Below are 19285 nucleotides of genomic sequence, written 5' to 3' on the forward strand. Positions count from 1 at the left end.
AATTCTCGCAGTGTCTTGTGTTGGTCATAGTCCGATGAAACAGGAGTTTGAAATGAAATTGTGTCGTATTTTTCAGAAGTTTGCGAGTGCAATCTGCTTAGCCTCTTTGGGTTTGACAGTCTTTGCACAAGGTACATATCCAAGCAAACCACTCAAAATTGTCGTGCCCTTTGGCGCGGGTGGTGTGGCTGATCTGACGGCCCGAACAGTGGCCCAAAAGTTAGGCGAAAACTTGGGTCAAAGCATCGTGATTGAAAACAAGCCAGGCGCTGGTGGTGTGGTGGCAACCGACGCCGTTGCCAAATCCTCACCCGATGGCTACACCTTGCTTTTGATGTCAAACGCCACTGCTGTTAGCGCCGGGCTATTCAAAACATTGCCTTACGATGCAGAAAAAGATTTAACCCCACTGTCTATCTTGGGCACTTTTGACATTGCCATTGTGGTCAACAACGATTCAAAATTTGCCACTCTGACTGATCTCTTGAATTTCGCCAAGGCCAACCCTGGCAAATTAAACATTGGCAGTATCAATGTGGGCAGCACACAAAACTTGGCAGCAGAGTTGTTCAAGTCAACTGCGGGAATTGATGCTCAGGTTGTACCTTTCAATGGCACACCCGCTGTTTTGACAGCGCTTCGGGGTGGTCAAATTGATGTTGGTGTAGAAATCTTGGCGCCTGTCTTGCCACAAATTAAAGGGCAGGCCCTGCGGGCGTTGGCTGTCACAGGCGACAAGCGTTCTGCCTCATTGCCGCAAGTACCTACCGCCAAAGAATCTGGCGTTCGTAACTTGTATGCGGCTTCTTGGAATGCTTTGGCTGCACCTGCCAAAACACCTAAAGAGGTGGTTCAAAAATTAAACCAAGAAATTCAGAATGCTTTGAATCATCCGGATGTTCGTAAAAAACTCCAAGACATGAACGTAGAGCCTCAGCCTAGTAGCTTGCAGCAAGCGGCCGACTTGCTCAGCAGCGAGACCAAACGTTGGGGCGAAGTGATTCAACGCGCAGGTATCCCTAAGCAGTAAAAAAAACAGGCAATCAAAGCAGCTAACCAAAACAGCCAACCAAAGCCGGTGAATGTTTGACATCCTAGCCATCACCGTACCCATCTACATCGCAATCGCTTTAGGGTATGGGCTGACGCGCTGGGGTGTTTTTGCCAAAAGCGACATGCGGGTATTTGGTGGCTTCGTTGTGAAGGTGGCCATGCCGGCGTTGTTGTTCAATGCCTTGTCTCAAAGATCGCTGAATGACGTTCTCAACTCAGATTACCTTTCGGCGTATACGGTAGCCTCGCTCATCACTTTATGGCTCGGTATTGCTTGGGCTTTGAAGGTTCTGAAAGAATCTCGCAGCATGAGTGCCTGCATGGCCATGGGAATGACCTGTCCCAACAGTGGCTTTGTGGGGTATCCCATTCTGCTTCTCAGTTTGGGCCCCATAGCCGGCGTGGCACTGGCGCTCAATATGATTGTTGAGAACTTGCTAATCATCCCTCTCTTGTTGGCATGGGCTGAAACGGGCTCAGGCCGTCAACGATGGCATGCCATCTTGATGCAAACTCTTAAAGGCATGTTTCAGAACCCCATGATTTGGGGCATTGTTTTGGGACTTGTATTTTCCTGGTACGGCTGGCAACTGCCTCCCAGTTTAAGTCGCAGTGTTTCTTTGTTTGCGCAAGCCAGTGGGGCCTTGTCTTTGTTTGTGATTGGCGGCAGTTTGGTCGGTTTGCCCGTCAAAGGCATGGGGGCAAAGGTGGCGCCCATAGCACTAGGCAAATTGATCGTTCACCCCTTAATCGTCTGGGCCGTGATCACCTGGTTTGTTCCAATTGAAGATCCCGTTTTAAGGACGGCCGTGTTGCTAACCTGCGCCATGCCCATCATGGGCATCTATCCCATCTTTACGCAGAAGCACGGCCACGATGGCTTGAGTGCCGCGGCCTTGTTGGTCACCACCATGGCTTCTTTTGTCACACTCAATGGAATGCTGTGGTTTCTAAAAACACACAGCATTTAAAGCCATTCGCCTAATTAATCGACCTTGACGCGGCCTGAGGTAATAACAGGACGCCAGCGCTCAATCTCTTGAACGACCAAGTTGCCAAACACTTCAGGCGTTTCTGGCATGGCGACGGCACCTTCGGTATTCAGGCGCTTTTTAAGTTCAGCGCCGTTCAGTGCCAAATTAATTTGTTGATTGAGTTTCATGACGATGTCGCGAGGTGTGCCTGCTGGTGCAACAACGCCATACCATTGGTCTGCTTCAAAGTTCTTGTAGCCTGATTCAGCTATGGTGGGCAGGTCGGGCAGGGCTGCCAATCGTTTGGGACTCGAAACAGCCAGAGCGCGAAGCGTACCGTTCTTGACATGGCCCATGACAGCGGGTGCGCCAGTCAACAAAACTTGAATTTGACCGCCCATCAAATCATTGACGGCGGGTGCAGTGCCGCGATAAGGGATGTGCAACAGAGAGATGTTGCTTTGCATCTTTAAATATTCTGTGGCCAAGTTGGCCGCACTGCCATTGCCACCAGACCCATAACTCAGTTGGCCAGGCTTTGACTTGGCCATCGCCACCAATTCTTGAAGGCTCTTGACGGGCAATTGGGCATTGACCACCAACACATTGGGGACTCGCGCAACCCATGCCACAGGCGCGAAGTCTTTCACGGGTTTGTAGGGCAGCTTGGGGTACAAAGAAGGATTGACAGCCAAGGTGCCGATGTGTCCCATGAGAAGTGTGTACCCGTCAGCAGGCGCTTTAGCGACTTTGTCCGCGCCAATGCTACCGCCTGCACCCGCCACGTTCTCAACCACCACCGGTTGGCCCCATGCTTGTGAAAGTTCTTGGGCGATGGTTCTGCCCAAGATGTCGGCACTGCCGCCTGGTGTAAAGGGAACGACCAGGCGGATGGCTTTGTTGGGATAAGTTGCGCTGGCAGTCTGCGCTAAAGAAACATTGGAAAAATTCAATGCGACCATCCATGTGCCAAGCAAGCGCCATGTGGAAAATGCAGTTTGTTTTTTTGACATGAAAGTAAATGTGAATTTAACGTGAATGTGAAAAAGATGGATTGGCTATCAATTTTCAAACAGATTCCAAAAGTTTCTGAGCTGTTTCTCTAATCAGGCTCAGTGTGGCCTGTTGAGTCAGCGTTGTTGGTCGCAATGAGCTGACAACACTGCATAGTTGAATGCTTAATTGTGGTTCAGAAATAGCCCGCTTAGAAAAGGCCGAAGGATTGATGGAGCGGGTGACGGCATTGCGCGACAAGATGGCTGAGCCTGCGCCATCGGCCACCAACTCCAGAATTGATGTGACACCATCAATTTCGAGTGCAATGTTGGGTCGGCATCCAATGCCCGCCATTTCAGATTCCACATGCATGCGAATGGCGTTGGGTCGACTTGGAATGACCAGTGGCAGCTTGGCTACTTCCTTCAGCCGAATAGGAGGCGGGGGCGGGTCCTCTTGCAGGGCAGACTGCCTAGCCTGTACTAGCCAAAGCTCTTCTTGTACCAGATGAGAGATTTCTAGACCCGCTGTTGCCTTGGCGTTGTAGAGCAAAGCAATGTCAAGTCGGCCATTGAGCAAACTCTCTTGCATGGCCGCTGTGAGTCCCTCGCTGATGGACAAATGTGCATCGGGCATTTTTTCTCTGAATGCGCGCGTGAGGGGCACTGTTAAAACCCGTGCAACACTTGGCGGCATGCCAAGGGCTACCTTGCCGCCTAATTTATTTCTCGCCTGCTCAAGTTCTTCTTGCGCTCTTTCAACTTGATGAAGAATGCCTCGGCCATGCTGTAAGAGCAATTGACCTGCCTCAGTGGGACTGGCGCCACGGCCATTGCGTTTGAGTAAATTTTGGCGCAGCTCCACTTCTAAGAGTCGAATTTGGCGGCTAAGGGCAGGCTGGGCCACATTGAGTGCAGTGGCTGCGCGCGTAAAACTGCCCATTTCGGCCACCCGAACAAAGTACGCCAGTTGTTTGAGGTCCATTTATTTATTTTTCCATAACGGAGATTCTGATATTCTATTTTGTTCTAACAGGTAGTGTCTACTGGCGCTTGGTAGCCAGTGCCATTCCATTGAAAATAGGGCTTGGCTTTAACGTCAAGATAAACCCTTTAAGCACTGGTTCCCATGAAGAAAAGCGCACAAACCGCCATTCCTTGTTTATTGATGAGGGGAGGCACTTCCAAAGGTCCCTTTTTCAATGAAGCAGACTTGCCTCCAGACATTGCCACGCGCGACCGTGTTTTGTTGGCGGCCATGGGATCGCCGGACAAGCGACAAATTGATGGCTTAGGCGGGGCGCATCCCTTGACCAGCAAAGTGGGCATTGTTCGAAAGAGTTCTGTGCCTGGTGTTGACTTGGACTTCTTATTTGCCCAATTGCAACCCGACAAAGACACGGTCGATACCACCCCCAATTGCGGCAACATGTTGGCAGCGGTTGTGCCTTTTGCCCTAGAGACTGGCATGGTCAACCCCCAAGGCGATCAAAGTACTTTTCGTGTGCTGACCTTGAACACAGACATGCAATGCGACATCAGCGTGGATACAAGCGACGGCATGGTCCAATACGAGGGGACTGCGCGAATTGATGGTGCCCCAGGAACTTCTGCGCCGGTGGTCATTAATTTCTTAGACACAGCAGGGTCAGTTTGTGCGGGCTTGTTGCCCACAGGGCAGGTGAGAGACACTTTGACGGTGACAGGTTCGGGGTTTGAGCCTTTTTCTTTGGATGTGACATGCATCGACAACGGCATGCCCTTGGTGATTTTCAAAGCCAGCGACATGGGCCGAACCGGTTATGAGTCCGTGGCCGAGATGAATGCAGACACCGCCCTCAAAGCCAAAATTGAAGCCTTGCGCTTGCAAGTGTCTCTTCTGATGGGCTTGGGCGATGTCAGCCAAAAAAATTATCCGAAGATGACCTTGATTGCACCCCCTCAAAATGGTGGTGCCATCACTACTCGAAGTTTCATTCCCCATGTCTGCCACGATGCCATTGGTGTGCTGGCTGCAGTCACTGTCGGTACGGCTTGTGTGTTGGAAGGCTCTGTGTGTGAAGGCGTGGCTGTGATGCCAACTGGCCTGACCAAAAATGTGTCGGTAGAGCATCCCACGGGCGAGTTCAGTGTGGCCTTGCAAACCGAACCGGCAAGCCATTTGCCTGGCGGTCAACTTGTGAAGCAGGCGGCGTTGCTGCGGACCGCTCGATTGCTGATGAGGGGCGAGGCCATGGTGCCTTCTTCTACATGGCAAGGCAAAGCCTAAAGTCACTTCAGTTATTTATTTTTATTCATTGGAAACATCATGAGTCAACAAAAACCATTGATCATCGACTGTCATGGCCACTACACCACTGCGCCTAAAGCGTTGGAAAACTGGCGCAATGCGCAAATTGCCAACCTGAACACGCCTGAGCTGGGCCCTAAAGTTGCCGATCTCAAAATCAGCGATGACGAATTGCGCGAGTCGATTGAAACCAACCAACTGCGTTTGATGAAAGAGCGCGGCTCCGACCTGACCTTGTTCAGCCCCCGCGCCAGTTTCATGGCTCACCACATTGGCGACTCCAATGTGTCTGCCACATGGGCTGCCATTTGCAACGAGTTGTGCTACCGCGTGAGCCAATTGTTTCCTGACAACTTTGTGCCTGTGGCCATGTTGCCGCAGTCGCCTGGTGTTGATCCTGCCACTTGCATTCCAGAATTAGAAAAGTGCATCAATGAATACGGCAATGTCGGTATCAACTTGAACCCCGATCCATCGGGCGGACACTGGACATCCCCTCCCTTGAGCGACAAGCACTGGTATCCCATTTACGAAAAAATGGTGGAGTACAACATTCCCGCCATGATTCACGTGAGTACCAGCTGCAACAGCTGCTTCCACACCACTGGCGCACACTACCTGAATGCAGACACCACAGCATTCATGCAGTGCTTGACCTCTGATTTGTTCAAAGATTTTCCAACTTTGAAGTTCTTGATTCCTCATGGCGGCGGTGCCGTGCCATACCACTGGGGTCGTTTTCGCGGCTTGGCACAAGAATTGAAAAAGCCCTTGCTGCAAGAACACTTGCTCAACAACATTTTCTTTGACACATGTGTGTATCACCAACCCGGTATTGATTTGTTGACCAAGGTGATTCCCGTTGACAACATTTTGTTTGCCTCAGAAATGATTGGCGCAGTGCGCGGCATTGATCCTGAGACAGGACACTATTTTGACGATACCAAGCGTTACATCCAATCGTCCAATATTTTGAACGACGAGCAGCGCTACAAAATTTACGAAGGCAACACACGCCATGTGTTCCCACGCTTGGATGCACACTTGAAGGCCAAAGGCCTGTAAGTCCTCTTTGCCCAACATCACTACATCTACTGGAATTGTTATGACAGAACTCGGAATTGTGAAACGCAACATCACACGCGCAGACAAAGCAGCCGTTGAAAAATTAGGCCGATTTGGTGTGGCCACTGTGCATGAAGCCATGGGCCGTGTGGGCCTCATGCAAAAATACATGCGTCCCATTTACAGCGGCGCGCCCGTCTCTGGTACAGCGGTCACGGTGCTACTGCACCCCGGCGACAACTGGATGATGCACGTCGTGGCCGAGCAAATACAACCAGGCGACATCGTGGTGGCAGCCCTCAGTGCCGACAACTGCGATGGTTTCTTTGGCGATTTGTTGGCCACTTCATTTATGGCGCGAGGTGCCAAGGCCTTGATCATCGACGCCGGTGTGCGCGATGTCCGCGAACTCACGGCCATGGGTTTCCCGGTTTGGAGTAAGGGCATCAGTGCCAAGGGCACCATCAAATCGACATTGGGTTCAGTCAACATTCCAGTGGTGTGCGCTGGCGTCAATGTGAACCCAGGCGATGCCATTGTTGCCGATGATGACGGAGTAGTGGTGGTGCCTGCTGCATGGGCTCAAAAAGTAGCCGATGCCGCAGAATCCCGCGAAGCCAACGAAGGCGAGAAGCGCGCCAAATTGGCTTCGGGTGTTTTGGGTTTGGACATGTACAACATGCGTGAACCCTTGGCCAAAGCGGGTTTGAAGTACATCGATTAAGTCAACCAATAGAAATGGATTCATGATGGAGTTTCAAAAAACACCCGGCTGGCTAGATTGGTATTCAGGCCCTAGCAAACCCAAATTCAAATTGCCTGCTGGCGCCGTAGACGCTCATTGCCACGTCTTTGGTCCCGGTGCAGAATTTCCTTATGCGCCCGAGCGCAAGTACACGCCTTGCGACGCTTCCAAAGCGCAACTCTATGCCTTGCGTGACCACCTGGGTTTTTCTCGCAATGTGGTGGTGGGTGCAACATGCCACGGCACAGACAATCGCGCCACCGTCGATGCTTTGCTTCATTCCAATGGCAAAGCTCGAGGTGTCGCTTCTGTGAAGCGCACCGTGACAGACGAAGAGTTACAAGCCATGCACGATGCTGGCATACGCGGCGTCCGTTTTAATTTTGTCAAACGCTTGGTTGATTTCACGCCTAAAGAAGAGCTAATGGAAATTGCCACTCGCATTGCCAAGTTGGGTTGGCACGTGGTCATTTACTTTGAAGCGGTTGATTTGCCAGAGTTGTGGGACTTCTTTACAGGCTTGCCCACCATTGTTGTGGTTGATCACATGGGGACACCCGATGTCAAGCTGCCTGTGGACGGACCCCAGTTCCAGTTGTTCTTGAAATTCATGCGTGAGCATCCCAATGTTTGGAGTAAGGTCACATGCCCTGAACGGTTGTCTGCAACGGGTGCGCCTGCGTTGAACGGCGAACAAAACGCCTATCAAGACGTGGTGCCCTTTGCCAAAGCCATTGTGGAAGAGTTTCCCGATCGCGTGTTGTGGGGTACGGATTGGCCGCACCCTAACTTGAAGAAGCATATGCCCGACGATGGCTTGTTGGTGGACTTCATTCCCCACATTGCCAGCACACCTGAACAACAACAAAAATTGTTGGTCGACAATCCCATGCGTTTGTATTGGCCCGAGGAGAAAATTTAATGGCCCTGGATAAACCCTATTTAGATGTACCCGGCACGATTATTTTTGATGCCGAGCAAAGCCGCAAAGGTTATTGGATCAACCAGTTTTGCATGTCGCTCATGAAGGCTGAAAACCGCGCGCGCTTCAAAGCCAATGAACGTTCATACCTAGACGAATGGCCCATGTCAGAAGAGCAAAAGCAAGCCGTCATGGCGCGCGATTTGAACTGGTGCATGCGCACCGGTGGCAACATTTATTTCTTGGCCAAAATTGGTTCTACGGATGGCAAGAGTTTTCAGCAAATGGCGGGCTCTATGACGGGTATGACCGAGGAGGAGTATCGCAACATGATGATCAGTGGCGGTCGCTCCGTAGAGGGCAATCGCTTCATTGGCGAGAATGGCGATGCCCAAGCTCACAATCAACCGCAAGGCGCTGCCGCCAAGAAAGTGAATGGATGATGGCAAAAATTACAGCTTCCGTATTTACATCTCACGTGCCAGCCATTGGCGCAGCGATGGATCTGGGTAAAACTCATGAAGAGTATTGGAAACCCCTTTTTAAGGGCTACGAGTACGGCAAACGATGGATGAAGGATAACAAGCCTGACGTCATCTTCTTGGTGTACAACGATCACGCTACAGCCTTTAGTTTGGATTTCATACCTACTTTTGCCATCGGCACCGCTCCAGAATTTCAACCAGCCGATGAAGGTTGGGGTCCTCGTCCAGTGCCTGTGGTTAAGGGCCATCCTGATTTGGCCTCGCACATTGCGCAGTCGGTAATTCAGCAAGACTTCGACCTCACCATCGTCAACAAAATGGATGTCGACCATGGCTTGAGTGTGCCTTTGTCATTGATGTGTGGTCAACCGCCTGCAGACAATTTTGAGTGGCCTTGTCCCGTCATTCCCTTTGCCGTCAACGTAGTTCAATACCCTGTGCCCAGTGGCCAGCGTTGCTACAACTTAGGCAAGGCCATTCGCAAAGCCATTGAAAGCTACGATCAAGACATCAATGTGCACATTTGGGGTACGGGCGGTATGAGCCATCAACTGCAGGGTGCGCGCGCTGGTCTGATCAACAAAGAATTTGACAACGCGTTTTTAGACAAACTCATCAACGACCCACAAGCCGCTGCAGACATTCCCCACATTGACTATGTGCGCGAAGCGGGCAGTGAAGGCATTGAGTTAGTGATGTGGTTGATAGCACGTGGCGCCATGAATGATGTCAACGGTGGTAAGGCGCCTTTGCTTAAGCAACGTTTTTACCATGTGCCCGCGTCCAATACGGCAGTCGGCCATGTGATCTTAGAAAACCAATTCTGAACTGAGGAAATCAATCATGTCTCAAACCATCAAAGTGGCTTTGGCAGGCGCCGGTGCATTTGGCATCAAGCACCTAGACGGCATTCAAAATATCGATGGCGTCGAAGTTGTGTCGCTGATTGGTCGTGAATTCGACAAGACCAAAGAAGTTGCAGACAAATATGGCATTGGCCATGTCACCACCCATTTGGCAGACAGCTTGGCATTACCAGACGTAGACGCTGTGATCTTGTGCACACCCACTCAAATGCATGCCTCTCAATCCGTTGCTTGTTTAAAAGCCGGCAAGCACGTTCAGGTTGAAATTCCTTTGGCCGACAGCTGGACAGATGCAGAAGAAGTGGTGCAATTGGCCAAAGAAAAAGGCAAGGTTGCGATGTGTGGCCACACACGCCGTTTCAACCCAAGCCATCAATGGGTTAATCACAAAATCAAGGCGGGTGAGTTCAACATTCAGCAAATGGATGTTCAAACCTACTTTTTCCGTCGGACCAACATGAACGCGCTGGGCCAGGCGCGTAGCTGGACCGATCACCTGCTGTGGCACCATGCCGCACATACAGTTGACTTGTTTGCCTACCAAGCAGGTAGCCCCATTGTGAAGGCCAATGCCGTTCAGGGTCCCATTCATCCCGCTCTTGGCATTGCAATGGACATGAGCATTCAATTGCAAGCAGCCAACGGCGCTATCTGCACATTGAGTTTGTCCTTCAACAACGATGGCCCTCTAGGCACTTACTTTCGCTACATTGGCGATACAGGCACCTATTTGGCGCGATATGACGACTTATTCACGGGCAAAGAAGAACAAATTGATGTGTCCAAGGTGGCGGTGTCCATGAACGGCATTGAACTGCAAGACAGAGAGTTTTTTGCGGCCATCAAAGAAGGTCGTGAGCCAAACTCTAGCGTGGCACAAGTTCTGCCTTGCTACAAGGTGTTGCACGATTTGGAACAGCAGTTAAACGCCTGATCACTTCATCTGTCATCTTCAATGAGCTGATCATTGTTCCTTTCAATGATCGGCTCTTGACGTTTGAGTCAGCTTCATTTGATAATTAACCAATTGGTACATTCATCAAATGATAAATTCAGATACAACACCAACGCGCAAAGCTTCCACTCGGACCAACGATCCTGAAAGAACGATGGCTGAGATCTTGAGTGTGGCAACCAAAGAGTTTGCACACAAGGGGTTGGCTGGTGCTCGCATTGATGAAATCGCTGCGGCCACCCGAACCAGCAAACGCATGATTTACTACTATTTCGGTAGCAAAGAAGGCTTGTACGTTTCTGTTTTAGAGGCTGCCTACGGCCGCATGCGAAAAATAGAGGCCAATCTCCATTTGAAGGATCTGGCACCAGCGTTGGCGCTTAAGAACTTGGTTGAATTTACCTACGATCATCACCAAGGCAATGAGGACTTCATTCGTTTGGTCATGAACGAGAATGTGCAGCGGGGCGAGTACTTGGGGCAAAGCAAGGCAATCCAAAAACTCAACGGGTCTGCGCTTGAAACCATCGAAGATCTGTACATGCGAGGCGTGAAGCAGGGGGTCTTTAAAAAGGGCCTTAGTGCCCTTGAAATACATTCCGCCATTTCGGCCTTGACCTTCTTCAATGTTTCCAATCGGCACACCTTTGCTCTCATTTTTGGGGGTAAGTCAGGCCTTGGCAAAGCCCAAACACTCAAAAAATCGCAAGTCGTTGACATGATTACCAGCTACGTGAGCGCATGATTTGCGATATGCCTATTTGTAATATCAGCTAGCCTCATATGGCTTTCTGAGTTTAGGGTAATTACTGACATTTAAAAACTAACTAGTTAGTACATTATCTGTGAGCCGTCAACCCAAGGATATTTTCCATGACCCGTTTCTTTGACATCACTTGCAAAGCCATTGAGTATTTGATTGCTGCCTGTATGGCGTGCATGGTGGTGTTGGTCTTTGGTAACGTCACTTTGCGTTATGGCTTTAATTCAGGCATCACGCTATCCGAAGAATTGTCGCGTTGGTTATTTGTGTGGATGACCTTTTTGGGCGCCATCGTTGCCCTGCGATCGCACGAACACTTGGGCACTGACATGTTGGTGGGCCGCTTAGGTCCAACAGGCAAAAAGATTTGCATGGGCTTGTCCCAATTACTCATGCTCTTTGTCTGTTGGTTGTTGTTGAAAGGGGCATACCAGCAAGCCGTCATTAACTGGACCAGCACCAGCGCGGTGATGGAAGTGTCTTTAAGTTGGGTTTATTTCCCAGGCATTATTTTTGCAGTCCTCGGTGGCCTGCTTATTGCACTTGAGTTTTTCAAATTGATCACGGGTCAACTGCAAGACGAAAACTTGGTGATGTTCCAAGAGTCTGAAGAAGCCCCGCATGGCGATAAACACTAAAGTGAGCGAAGAGAGACTTCAATGACCATTGCCGTATTTATTTTTTCTTTGTTGGGCGCCATGGCCTTGGGCGTACCCATCGCATTTTCATTGTTGCTGTGTGGTGTGGCTTTGATGGTTCACCTCAACATGTTTGATGCTCAAATCCTGGCTCAAAATCTGATTGAAGGCTCGAACAGCTTTCCGCTGCTAGCCGTACCATTCTTCATGTTGGCGGGTGAAATCATGAATGCGGGCGGTTTGTCACGACGCATTGTTAATTTTGCCATGGCCTGCGTCGGCCATATCAAGGGAGGACTTGGATACGTCACCATCATGGCTGCGGTCATCATGGCCGCATTGTCTGGCTCTGCTGTGGCAGATGCTGCAGCCTTAGCTTCTTTGTTGTTGCCCATGATGGTTGCTGCCGGACACGATCGTGCGCGCTCTGCGGGACTCATTGCTTCTGCGGGCATCATCGCGCCTGTGATTCCACCCAGTATTGGGTTTGTAATTTTTGGCGTCGCTGGCAACGTCTCTATCTCCAAACTTTTTATGGCGGGAATTGTTCCTGGCATCATGCTCGGCGCCGCTTTGTGGGTCACCTGGTGGTGGTTGGCTCGAAGTGAACAAGTCAGCGTACCACCTCGTAAATCGATGGGTGAAATTGGTCAAGCCATGCGTGAAGCAACCTGGGCTTTGGTGTTGCCATTGATTGTTGTGTTTGGTCTTAAGTTTGGCGTCTTCACACCCACTGAGGCAGCGGTAGTCGCGGCAGTTTATGCCTTGGCCATTTCAACATTTGTCTACAAAGAACTCAATTTAAAAAGCTTGCTGCCCTTGTTTGTGACAGCTGCAAAGACGAGTGCCATTGTGATGTTCTTGGTGGCAGCGGCGATGGTTTCTGCGTGGTTGATTACGGTGGCAAACCTGCCTGCTCAATTGATTGCCTTGTTGCAGCCTTTGTTAGACAGCCCCCGCCTTTTGATGTTGACAATCATGATCATCACCATGATTGTGGGCACTGCACTTGACATGACGCCCACCATTTTGTTGCTCACACCCGTGTTGATGCCTGTCGTCAAAGCTGCAGGCATTGACCCTGTTTATTTTGGTGTCTTGTTCATTATCAACAACGCCATTGGTTTAATCACCCCCCCAGTCGGCACCGTACTCAATGCGGTGGCTGGTGTGGGCAAGATCAGTATGGACGAGGTGACCAAAGGGGTCATGCCATTTATGGTCGCGCAGTTCATCATCATGTTTGCCATGGTGGCATTTCCAGCGTTGGTCATGGTGCCGGCGCGTTGGTTCTATTGATTCAATTTTTCCTTTCCACCGTTTTTCGGGTACGCAAAACGGTGGATTCCTTGTTCGGCGTACGACCATTATTTTCATCAGGAGACACTGACATGAAACGTGTTTTTATCAAGACTGTTTTGGCCACTGTGGCTTTGGCTGCAATGGGTTTGGCTTCCGCTCAAGACAAGACCATTAAGTTTGCTAATCAAAATGCTGTTGGACACCCTGTTGTTCAAGGTATGGAAAAATTCAAAGAGATTGTTGAAAAACAATCGGGCGGAAAAATCAAAGTGAACGTTTTCCCAGGTGGCGCTTTGGGCAGCGACCAAGCCAATGTGTCCGCTATTCAAGGCGGTACTTTGGAAATGGCTTCTATGAACTCAGGTATTTTTGCCAGCCAAGTGAAAGACTTCGCCGTTTTTGATTTCCCCTTCATGTTCGGCAGCGGTAAAGAAGCCGACGCTGTGGTGGACGGCGCATTCGGTAAAAAAATGCATGCCAAATTGGAGGAAAAAGGCTTGGTCGGTTTAGGTTATTACGAGCTTGGCTTTCGCCACATGACCAACAGCAAGCGGGCCATCAACAAAGTTTCAGACATTGAAGGTTTGAAATTGCGCGTGATTCCTAACCCCATTAACGTTGATTGGGTTAAAGCTTTGGGTGCAAATCCTACGCCACTGCCTTTCCCGGAGTTATATGCGGCATTGGAGCAAAAAGCGGTTGACGGACAGGAAAACCCTGTCGCCACCATCAACGGTGCCAAACTCTATGAAGTTCAAAAACATTTGACTTTGACCGGACACCAATACAACCCACAGTCAGTAGTGATCAGTAAGAAATTTTGGGACACTTTAAGTGCAGCCGAAAAGAAAATTATTGGTGATGCAGTTGCTGAATCTGCCAAGTTTCAGCGTACTACCGCACGCGCTTTGGAAGCCGGTACTCTGGAAGGCCTGAAAAAGAACGGTGTAGCAGTGAGCTCATTGTCTGATGCAGAGATGAACATCTTGCGCGACAAAATGAAGCCTGTGATTGCTAAGTTTGGCGAGCCTATTGCCGCGACTGTGGCTGAATTGCAAGCTGAACTGGCCAAATTGCGCAAGTAATTAAAGCCTAAATCAGGTCTTTAATATGACCTTTAGGAAAAGTGTTTAGGACTATTGCGAAGTCTCCAAGAGGGTTTTGGGGCTTCGCTTTTTTATATTTCAATCATGAACATTGACGGCAATACCGAGTTGATCGCCCACATTGGCTACCCAACGCACAGCTTTAAATCGCCCCTGATTTACAACCCTTACTTTGAAAAAGAGGGCATCAATGCGTTGGTGGTGCCCATGGGATGTCAGTCAGATCACTACCCTGAATTTCTGAAATCAGTGTTCACACTCACCAACATTCGGGGTGCTCTGATTACCATGCCTCACAAAGTGACCACGGTTGATTTATTGGATGAAGTCACGCCAACAGTGAAGGTGGCAGGCGCTTGTAATGCCGTGCGGCGAGATGAAAAGGGCCGATTGGTAGGCGACATGTTTGATGGCGCTGGCTTTGTCCGCGGCGTCATGCGCAAAGGGTTTAATTTACAAGGGAAGCGTGTCTTGGTTGTCGGTACGGGTGGCGTTGGCTCGGCCATTGCGGCATCCTTGGCAGCAGAAAAAATTTCAACGATCAGCCTGTTTGATGTGAATGCGAATTCTTGCGATGCTCTGGCACAGCGCTTGCAATTGGAATACCCACAGATTAAAGTCAACACTGGATCGAATGACCCTGAAGGACACGAATTGGTTGTAAACGCAACCCCCATGGGCATGAATGAAGGCGATCCCATGCCTATGGACGTCTCGCGCATTGCCCCAGAAACCTTTGTGGGAGAAGTGGTGATGCGCCATGAGATGACGGCCTTTTTGCAATCCGCAAAGAAGCGAGGCTGTCAAATTCAGGTAGGCTCAGACATGTTGTTTGAGCAAATCCCTGCTTATCTAGAGTACTTTGGGTTCAAGACAACGACTGCTGAAGTACTTCGCAGTGTGGCCCGCTTGGCTTAATGGACATTGGAGTTTTTAAAATGAATATGCGTGCTGTAAATCGTGAAGCTGTTCCTGAAATGCCCAATCGTTTGGGCATTCAAGGCATTGAGTTTATTGAATACGCTACGAATCGGCCGCAGGCCTTGGGGCAAGTCTTGGAGTCGATGGGTTTTAGGCCCATCGCGCGTCACCGTTCACGAGAAGTGACGCTTTACCGTCAAGGTGATATGAATCTGGTGGTCAATGCCAACCCAGATGACACCCGTGTTGCTGCGACGGCGGATGGTCAAGCAGAAATTGCAGCCGTGGCATTTCGTGTACAAGATGCACTCAAGGCTCATACGCGTTGCATTGATTTGGGTGCTTGGTCTGTGACCAGTCATGCCCAAGCCATGGAGTTGCACATTCCTGCGATTCACGGCCCGGGAGGCACACGCTATTATTTCGTCGACCGTTGGCAAGAGTTCTCAATTTACGACATCGATTTCAAACCGATCCCTACTGTGGATCAGCACCCAGCTGCCGTTGACGGCATGAGTTATTTTGGCCTGGTTCAATACATTGGCGCTGCTAGAAGCGAAGATTGGATGGCCTATTACGAGCACATGTTTGACTTTAGCGTCATACCTGATGAAGAACGCTATGGTATCTTGCCTAAAGGCAAATTGATGAAGAGCCCTTGCGGCAAATTTTTATGGCAATTGATTGAGCCCGATCCTTGGATGGAAAGTGATGAGTCCCCTGAATCACTCAAACGAATTGGTTTTGGTGTCAAGGATGTTGCCAAGGCTGTACAAACGCTCAAAACCAATGGCGTTGAATTTGTGGAGTCCAAAGAATTGCACCCAGAAGATCGCGGAGCTTTGACGCGCAGTGCACTAGGCTCGGTGTCTTTCGAGTTGGTTCACCAAAACGCTTAAGGACAGCCATGAACTTACTCGACGGTTATGGCATGGACACCATCACAATGGCAGGGCCACTAGAGGCCAAGTTGGAGGCCATGAAGGGCGCAGGATTCTCTCAGGTGATGCTCATGGCCAGAGATTTGGTGGGGCATCCTGGGGGTGTTAAAGCCGCGGTCAAGGCAGTCAAAGAGAGTGGCCTTCGACCTACCGGTTTTCAAGTGTTAAGAGACTTTGAAGGTTTGTCGGGTCACTTGCACAGTTACAAAGTTGACATTGCCAAATCCATGTTGGAAATGTGTGCAGCGACCGGCAGCAAGGTGTTGCTGGCCTGTTCCTCAACGTCACGTCACGCCACCGACGATTTGAGTTTGATCGCCAAGGATCTTAAAAAATTGGCCATGATGGCCATTCCTTTGGGTATCAAGGTGGCATATGAGGGACTTTCTTGGGGGCGAACCGTTAACGAATTCACCACGGCTTGGGATGTTGTCTGCCGTGCCGATTGCCCCAATTTAGGCATAGGCATCGATTCCTTCCATATTTTTGCGGCCAACTCATCTTTAGATGACATTGAAGATATTGATGCCGATCGCATTTTCTTGGCACAGTTGTCCGACTTCATGTGGCACGAAACTCCCACCTTTGAAGAGCGTATGACCACGGCTCGCACGTTTCGGGTTTTTCCTGGTGAGGGCGTTCACAGCGAGCAACTAGCCGAATTGGTGTTGCGCATGGAGCGCATTGGCTATCGGGGCGACTACAGCTTTGAAGTATTCAACGACGACTATCAGCAATTGCCACTAGAGACTGTGGCTGAGCGTGCACGCAAAAGCGCGATGTGGTTGCATCAAGATGTCTTGCATCGTTCGGCGCCTCTGCCAAAATGGACGAATCAAGTTCGCAATTAAGACACAAAGGTTGGCCATGAAAAACAGAAAATTGGGTCCGTTTCAAGTCAGTGAAATTGGCTTGGGTTGTATGAACCTCAGCCATGCCTATGGCGCCCCCGTATCGTTTGAACAAGCTGAAAAAGTTCTCTTAACAGCCTTCGATCAAGGTGTGACCTTATTTGATACGGCTGCTTTGTATGGTTTTGGTACCAATGAAACTTTGGTGGGCCAGGTTCTTAAAAAACATCGCCAAAAATTCACATTGGCCAGCAAATGCGGCATGACCGGCGTGGATGTCAAAGGCGATGGCAAATTGGTGCGCGTCATTGATGGCCGCCCAGAAACCATTCGCAGTACCTGCGAGGCTGCTTTGAAGCGCCTACAGACCGATGTCATTGACCTTTACTATTTGCACCGCTGGGACAAAAAAGTGCCCATTGAAGACAGTGTGGGTGCTTTGAGCGATTTGGTTCGTCAAGGCAAAATTCAAACCATTGGCTTGTCTGAAGTTTCGGCTTCAACTTTGCGCAAAGCCCACGCCGTTCACCCCATCACTGCCGTTCAAACCGAATATTCACTGTGGACCCGCAACCCCGAAATTGCAGTCTTAAAGGCTTGTCAAGAATTAGGCACAGCCTTTGTTGCGTTCAGTCCTGTTGCGCGCGGTTTTTTGTGCGGTGAATTAGACCTTGGTGCGTTTGATGCGAAGGACATTCGCAAAGCGATGCCGCGTTTTACGCCAGATAACTACGCTGCCAATTTGAAATTATTTGGCCCCTACCAACAATTGGCTAAGGAAGCAGGCTGCTCACCCGCACAATTGGCTTTGGCTTGGCTCTTGCACAAAGACGCACATATCATTCCTATTCCTGGTACCACCAGCGTTGCGCACCTCTTGGATGATTTGGGTTCAGCCCAGGTCAAACTGGGTGCCGATCTGATTGCCAAGCTCAACGAGCTGATCAATGAAAACACAGTGGTGGGTGATCGCTATAACGATCAAGCCAATTCTGAAGTCGACACAGAAGTTTTTAATTAAATAGCCAAGCCCCATCCTGTCGCAACAATCTTTGCATGGGGTTGGGCTAGCGTCTTAAAGATGGCCCATCTAGGAGCATTCCCTCGGCGCGCATTTTTAAAAACAATTCGAGCTGCCGCAGTTCTCGACTGCCGGGTTTCGGTATTTCTGCTTGAACGCCGGAGTAACAAGCACGGATTCGGCGATCAATGCTGCCCACGCTTTGCCAGCTCATTTTAAAAATTGGAAAACCAGTAGGGTGGCCTGGAGAAATGATGTCTGCCTGCATTCTTTTACCAACGTTTTGATCGTGGCAATGGGTACACGCCAGATTCATTCGCCCCATGCGTTGTGTAAAAAGTTGAGCGCCTTCATTGAGTTCCCTCTGCCATTGTTCTTTGTGCGAGTCGTGGGGCTTGAGCTGGATGGCTTGATTTTGACTTTGTTGATTTAGAAGGGCGCTCAAGGCCAGAACATTGGCATCCTCTAAACTTTGATACGGTTGCGAAGTTCTTTGTGAGCATTCCACAATTTGATCTTCTAGGTTGATCAACTTTTTAAATTTTAAAGACCATTTTGGAAATTGATTGGCATGCGCCTTGTTGTTTTCGATGGGGCCATGGCACTGCGCACACGATGCCTGCCGATTTGCGCCAGTCCACAACGCAGTCCCTTTGTCCAGCCATAGGCTGATGGGGTTGGCCATGGGGTCTTTTTGCATGGCCTGCATCGAAGCACTCAAAAAAGCATTGCCACTTTGAGCTTGTATCGGTTGACGCTCATTGGCCTTGCTTGTTGAATTTAAAGTTGCTGCTATGGCCAAGCCAACCCAAAACAGACGCATGATATTGGATACCGTCATTGGAACGACTGCCAAGTCAGGAGTGTTTCGACAACTTTTTGAATTTGCGCATCGGTCAAGAGTGGTTGTTGATGGCTCAACTTGTTCAAACCGGTTGTGCTTCCAAAAGGTGGCATCAGTGTGTTGGGTTGAAGAGTTCGGGCATCCTTCACCCAATGGGTGAGTGTTTCCCGGGTCATTCTTGTGCCCACACCCTTTAAAGAGGGACCTAAATTACTGGTGACATTTTGAACGCCAGGTATTTCATGACAGGCGACACAATTGCCCAGTTGTTTTTGGACGATGATCTCCAGCCCTTCATCTTGAGAGTGGATTCCTTGTGCCCCCGAGCTATGTGGCACCAAGGTCATCAGTATCAAAAGCACGATCTGCTGCATGGATGCCATTGTGTCATTCCAGAATTTTTTCTTGAATTTAACTGCATGTACGGGTTATCCCGTATTTGGATATGTCGCATCGAAACCCATAAACATGCATAATATTTCCAGTCTGAGCGGTCGGTTAATTCCTAGGCGGTATTAGCGCTGCTCTTTTTTCAGAGCTCTAAGGCC

The 19285-nt window shown here is 49.8% G+C and carries 21 protein-coding genes; 17 read left to right on the plus strand and 4 right to left on the minus strand.

Translation table 11 applies throughout. The features are described from left to right. The first annotated feature begins 52 nt into the window (after positions 1-52). Both AMM03_RS10485 and AMM03_RS10490 read left to right on the plus strand, forming a co-directional pair. Positions 53-1030, plus strand: coding sequence for a Bug family tripartite tricarboxylate transporter substrate binding protein (locus tag AMM03_RS10485; protein WP_090131336.1), 978 nt, complete (start codon positions 53-55; stop codon positions 1028-1030). Positions 1031-1082: 52 nt separating this feature from the next. Beyond that, positions 1083-2024: an AEC family transporter gene (locus tag AMM03_RS10490; protein WP_090131340.1), complete on the plus strand. Its 942-nt coding sequence runs from the start codon at positions 1083-1085 to the stop codon at positions 2022-2024. 14 nt (positions 2025-2038) lie between these two features. Here the strand turns inward: AMM03_RS10490 and AMM03_RS10495 are convergent, their stop codons facing one another. Further along, positions 2039-3040 (minus strand): Bug family tripartite tricarboxylate transporter substrate binding protein, encoded by a 1002-nt coding sequence (locus AMM03_RS10495; protein WP_090131342.1) that lies wholly within the window; start codon positions 3038-3040, stop codon positions 2039-2041. A 55-nt stretch (positions 3041-3095) separates the two neighbouring features. Continuing rightward, positions 3096-4007, minus strand: a complete 912-nt coding sequence (locus AMM03_RS10500) for a LysR substrate-binding domain-containing protein (protein ID WP_090131345.1) — start codon at positions 4005-4007, stop codon at positions 3096-3098. 144 nt (positions 4008-4151) lie between these two features. On the opposite strand from AMM03_RS10500, the gene AMM03_RS10505 reads away from it, so the two are divergent. The 15 genes from AMM03_RS10505 to AMM03_RS10575 all read left to right on the plus strand — a co-directional run bounded on the left by AMM03_RS10505 (position 4152) and on the right by AMM03_RS10575 (position 17893). After that, positions 4152-5291, plus strand: coding sequence for a 4-oxalomesaconate tautomerase (locus AMM03_RS10505; protein WP_090131347.1), 1140 nt, complete (start codon positions 4152-4154; stop codon positions 5289-5291). A gap of 57 nt (positions 5292-5348) precedes the next feature. Beyond that, positions 5349-6377: an amidohydrolase family protein gene (locus AMM03_RS10510; RefSeq protein ID WP_090131588.1), complete on the plus strand. Its 1029-nt coding sequence runs from the start codon at positions 5349-5351 to the stop codon at positions 6375-6377. Between the two features lie 40 nt (positions 6378-6417). Then, complete coding sequence (ligK, locus tag AMM03_RS10515; RefSeq protein WP_090131354.1) at positions 6418-7101, plus strand: 4-carboxy-4-hydroxy-2-oxoadipate aldolase/oxaloacetate decarboxylase; 684 nt, start codon at positions 6418-6420, stop codon at positions 7099-7101. Between the two features lie 22 nt (positions 7102-7123). Next, positions 7124-8044: an amidohydrolase family protein gene (locus AMM03_RS10520; protein ID WP_228764652.1), complete on the plus strand. Its 921-nt coding sequence runs from the start codon at positions 7124-7126 to the stop codon at positions 8042-8044. Next, the gene (ligA, locus tag AMM03_RS10525; protein ID WP_090131358.1) at positions 8044-8487 is read left to right on the plus strand and encodes a protocatechuate 4,5-dioxygenase subunit alpha; all 444 of its coding nucleotides are present in this window, start codon (positions 8044-8046) and stop codon (positions 8485-8487) included. Before AMM03_RS10520 ends, ligA begins: the two co-directional genes overlap by 1 nt. Continuing rightward, positions 8487-9356, plus strand: a complete 870-nt coding sequence (locus AMM03_RS10530) for a class III extradiol dioxygenase subunit beta (RefSeq protein ID WP_090131592.1) — start codon at positions 8487-8489, stop codon at positions 9354-9356. The genes ligA and AMM03_RS10530 overlap by 1 nt, the downstream gene beginning before the upstream one ends. A gap of 16 nt (positions 9357-9372) precedes the next feature. Beyond that, positions 9373-10329 (plus strand): Gfo/Idh/MocA family oxidoreductase, encoded by a 957-nt coding sequence (locus tag AMM03_RS10535; protein WP_194942852.1) that lies wholly within the window; start codon positions 9373-9375, stop codon positions 10327-10329. A gap of 109 nt (positions 10330-10438) precedes the next feature. Continuing rightward, positions 10439-11095 carry a TetR/AcrR family transcriptional regulator gene (locus AMM03_RS10540; RefSeq protein WP_194942853.1) on the plus strand — a complete coding sequence of 219 codons (657 nt, stop codon included), beginning with the start codon at positions 10439-10441 and terminating at the stop codon, positions 11093-11095. A gap of 128 nt (positions 11096-11223) precedes the next feature. Then, complete coding sequence (locus AMM03_RS10545) at positions 11224-11751, plus strand: TRAP transporter small permease (RefSeq protein ID WP_090131362.1); 528 nt, start codon at positions 11224-11226, stop codon at positions 11749-11751. Between the two features lie 21 nt (positions 11752-11772). Further along, on the plus strand, positions 11773-13050 hold the full coding sequence (locus AMM03_RS10550) for a TRAP transporter large permease subunit (RefSeq protein ID WP_090131363.1): 1278 nt from the start codon (positions 11773-11775) through the stop codon (positions 13048-13050). Between the two features lie 92 nt (positions 13051-13142). Beyond that, the gene (locus AMM03_RS10555) at positions 13143-14138 is read left to right on the plus strand and encodes a TRAP transporter substrate-binding protein (protein WP_090131365.1); all 996 of its coding nucleotides are present in this window, start codon (positions 13143-13145) and stop codon (positions 14136-14138) included. A 105-nt stretch (positions 14139-14243) separates the two neighbouring features. Further along, a complete protein-coding gene (locus AMM03_RS10560) occupies positions 14244-15077 on the plus strand; it encodes a shikimate dehydrogenase family protein (protein WP_090131367.1) in 834 nt (277 codons plus the stop codon). Between the two features lie 26 nt (positions 15078-15103). Further along, complete coding sequence (locus tag AMM03_RS10565; protein WP_369793697.1) at positions 15104-15979, plus strand: 4-hydroxyphenylpyruvate dioxygenase; 876 nt, start codon at positions 15104-15106, stop codon at positions 15977-15979. Between the two features lie 8 nt (positions 15980-15987). Beyond that, the gene (locus AMM03_RS10570) at positions 15988-16872 is read left to right on the plus strand and encodes a sugar phosphate isomerase/epimerase family protein (RefSeq protein ID WP_090131371.1); all 885 of its coding nucleotides are present in this window, start codon (positions 15988-15990) and stop codon (positions 16870-16872) included. Positions 16873-16888: 16 nt separating this feature from the next. Further along, positions 16889-17893 (plus strand): aldo/keto reductase, encoded by a 1005-nt coding sequence (locus tag AMM03_RS10575; protein WP_090131373.1) that lies wholly within the window; start codon positions 16889-16891, stop codon positions 17891-17893. A gap of 46 nt (positions 17894-17939) precedes the next feature. Here AMM03_RS10575 and soxA read toward each other — a convergent pair whose 3' ends face one another. Beyond that, positions 17940-18734, minus strand: coding sequence for a sulfur oxidation c-type cytochrome SoxA (gene soxA, locus AMM03_RS10580; RefSeq protein WP_090131375.1), 795 nt, complete (start codon positions 18732-18734; stop codon positions 17940-17942). After that, positions 18731-19120, minus strand: a complete 390-nt coding sequence (gene soxX, locus AMM03_RS10585; RefSeq protein ID WP_090131377.1) for a sulfur oxidation c-type cytochrome SoxX — start codon at positions 19118-19120, stop codon at positions 18731-18733. Before soxX ends, soxA begins: the two co-directional genes overlap by 4 nt. Positions 19121-19285 lie beyond the last annotated feature (165 nt).

It is taken from the genome of Limnohabitans sp. Rim11, from assembly GCF_001269365.1.
Lineage (GTDB): Bacteria > Pseudomonadota > Gammaproteobacteria > Burkholderiales > Burkholderiaceae_C > Limnohabitans_A.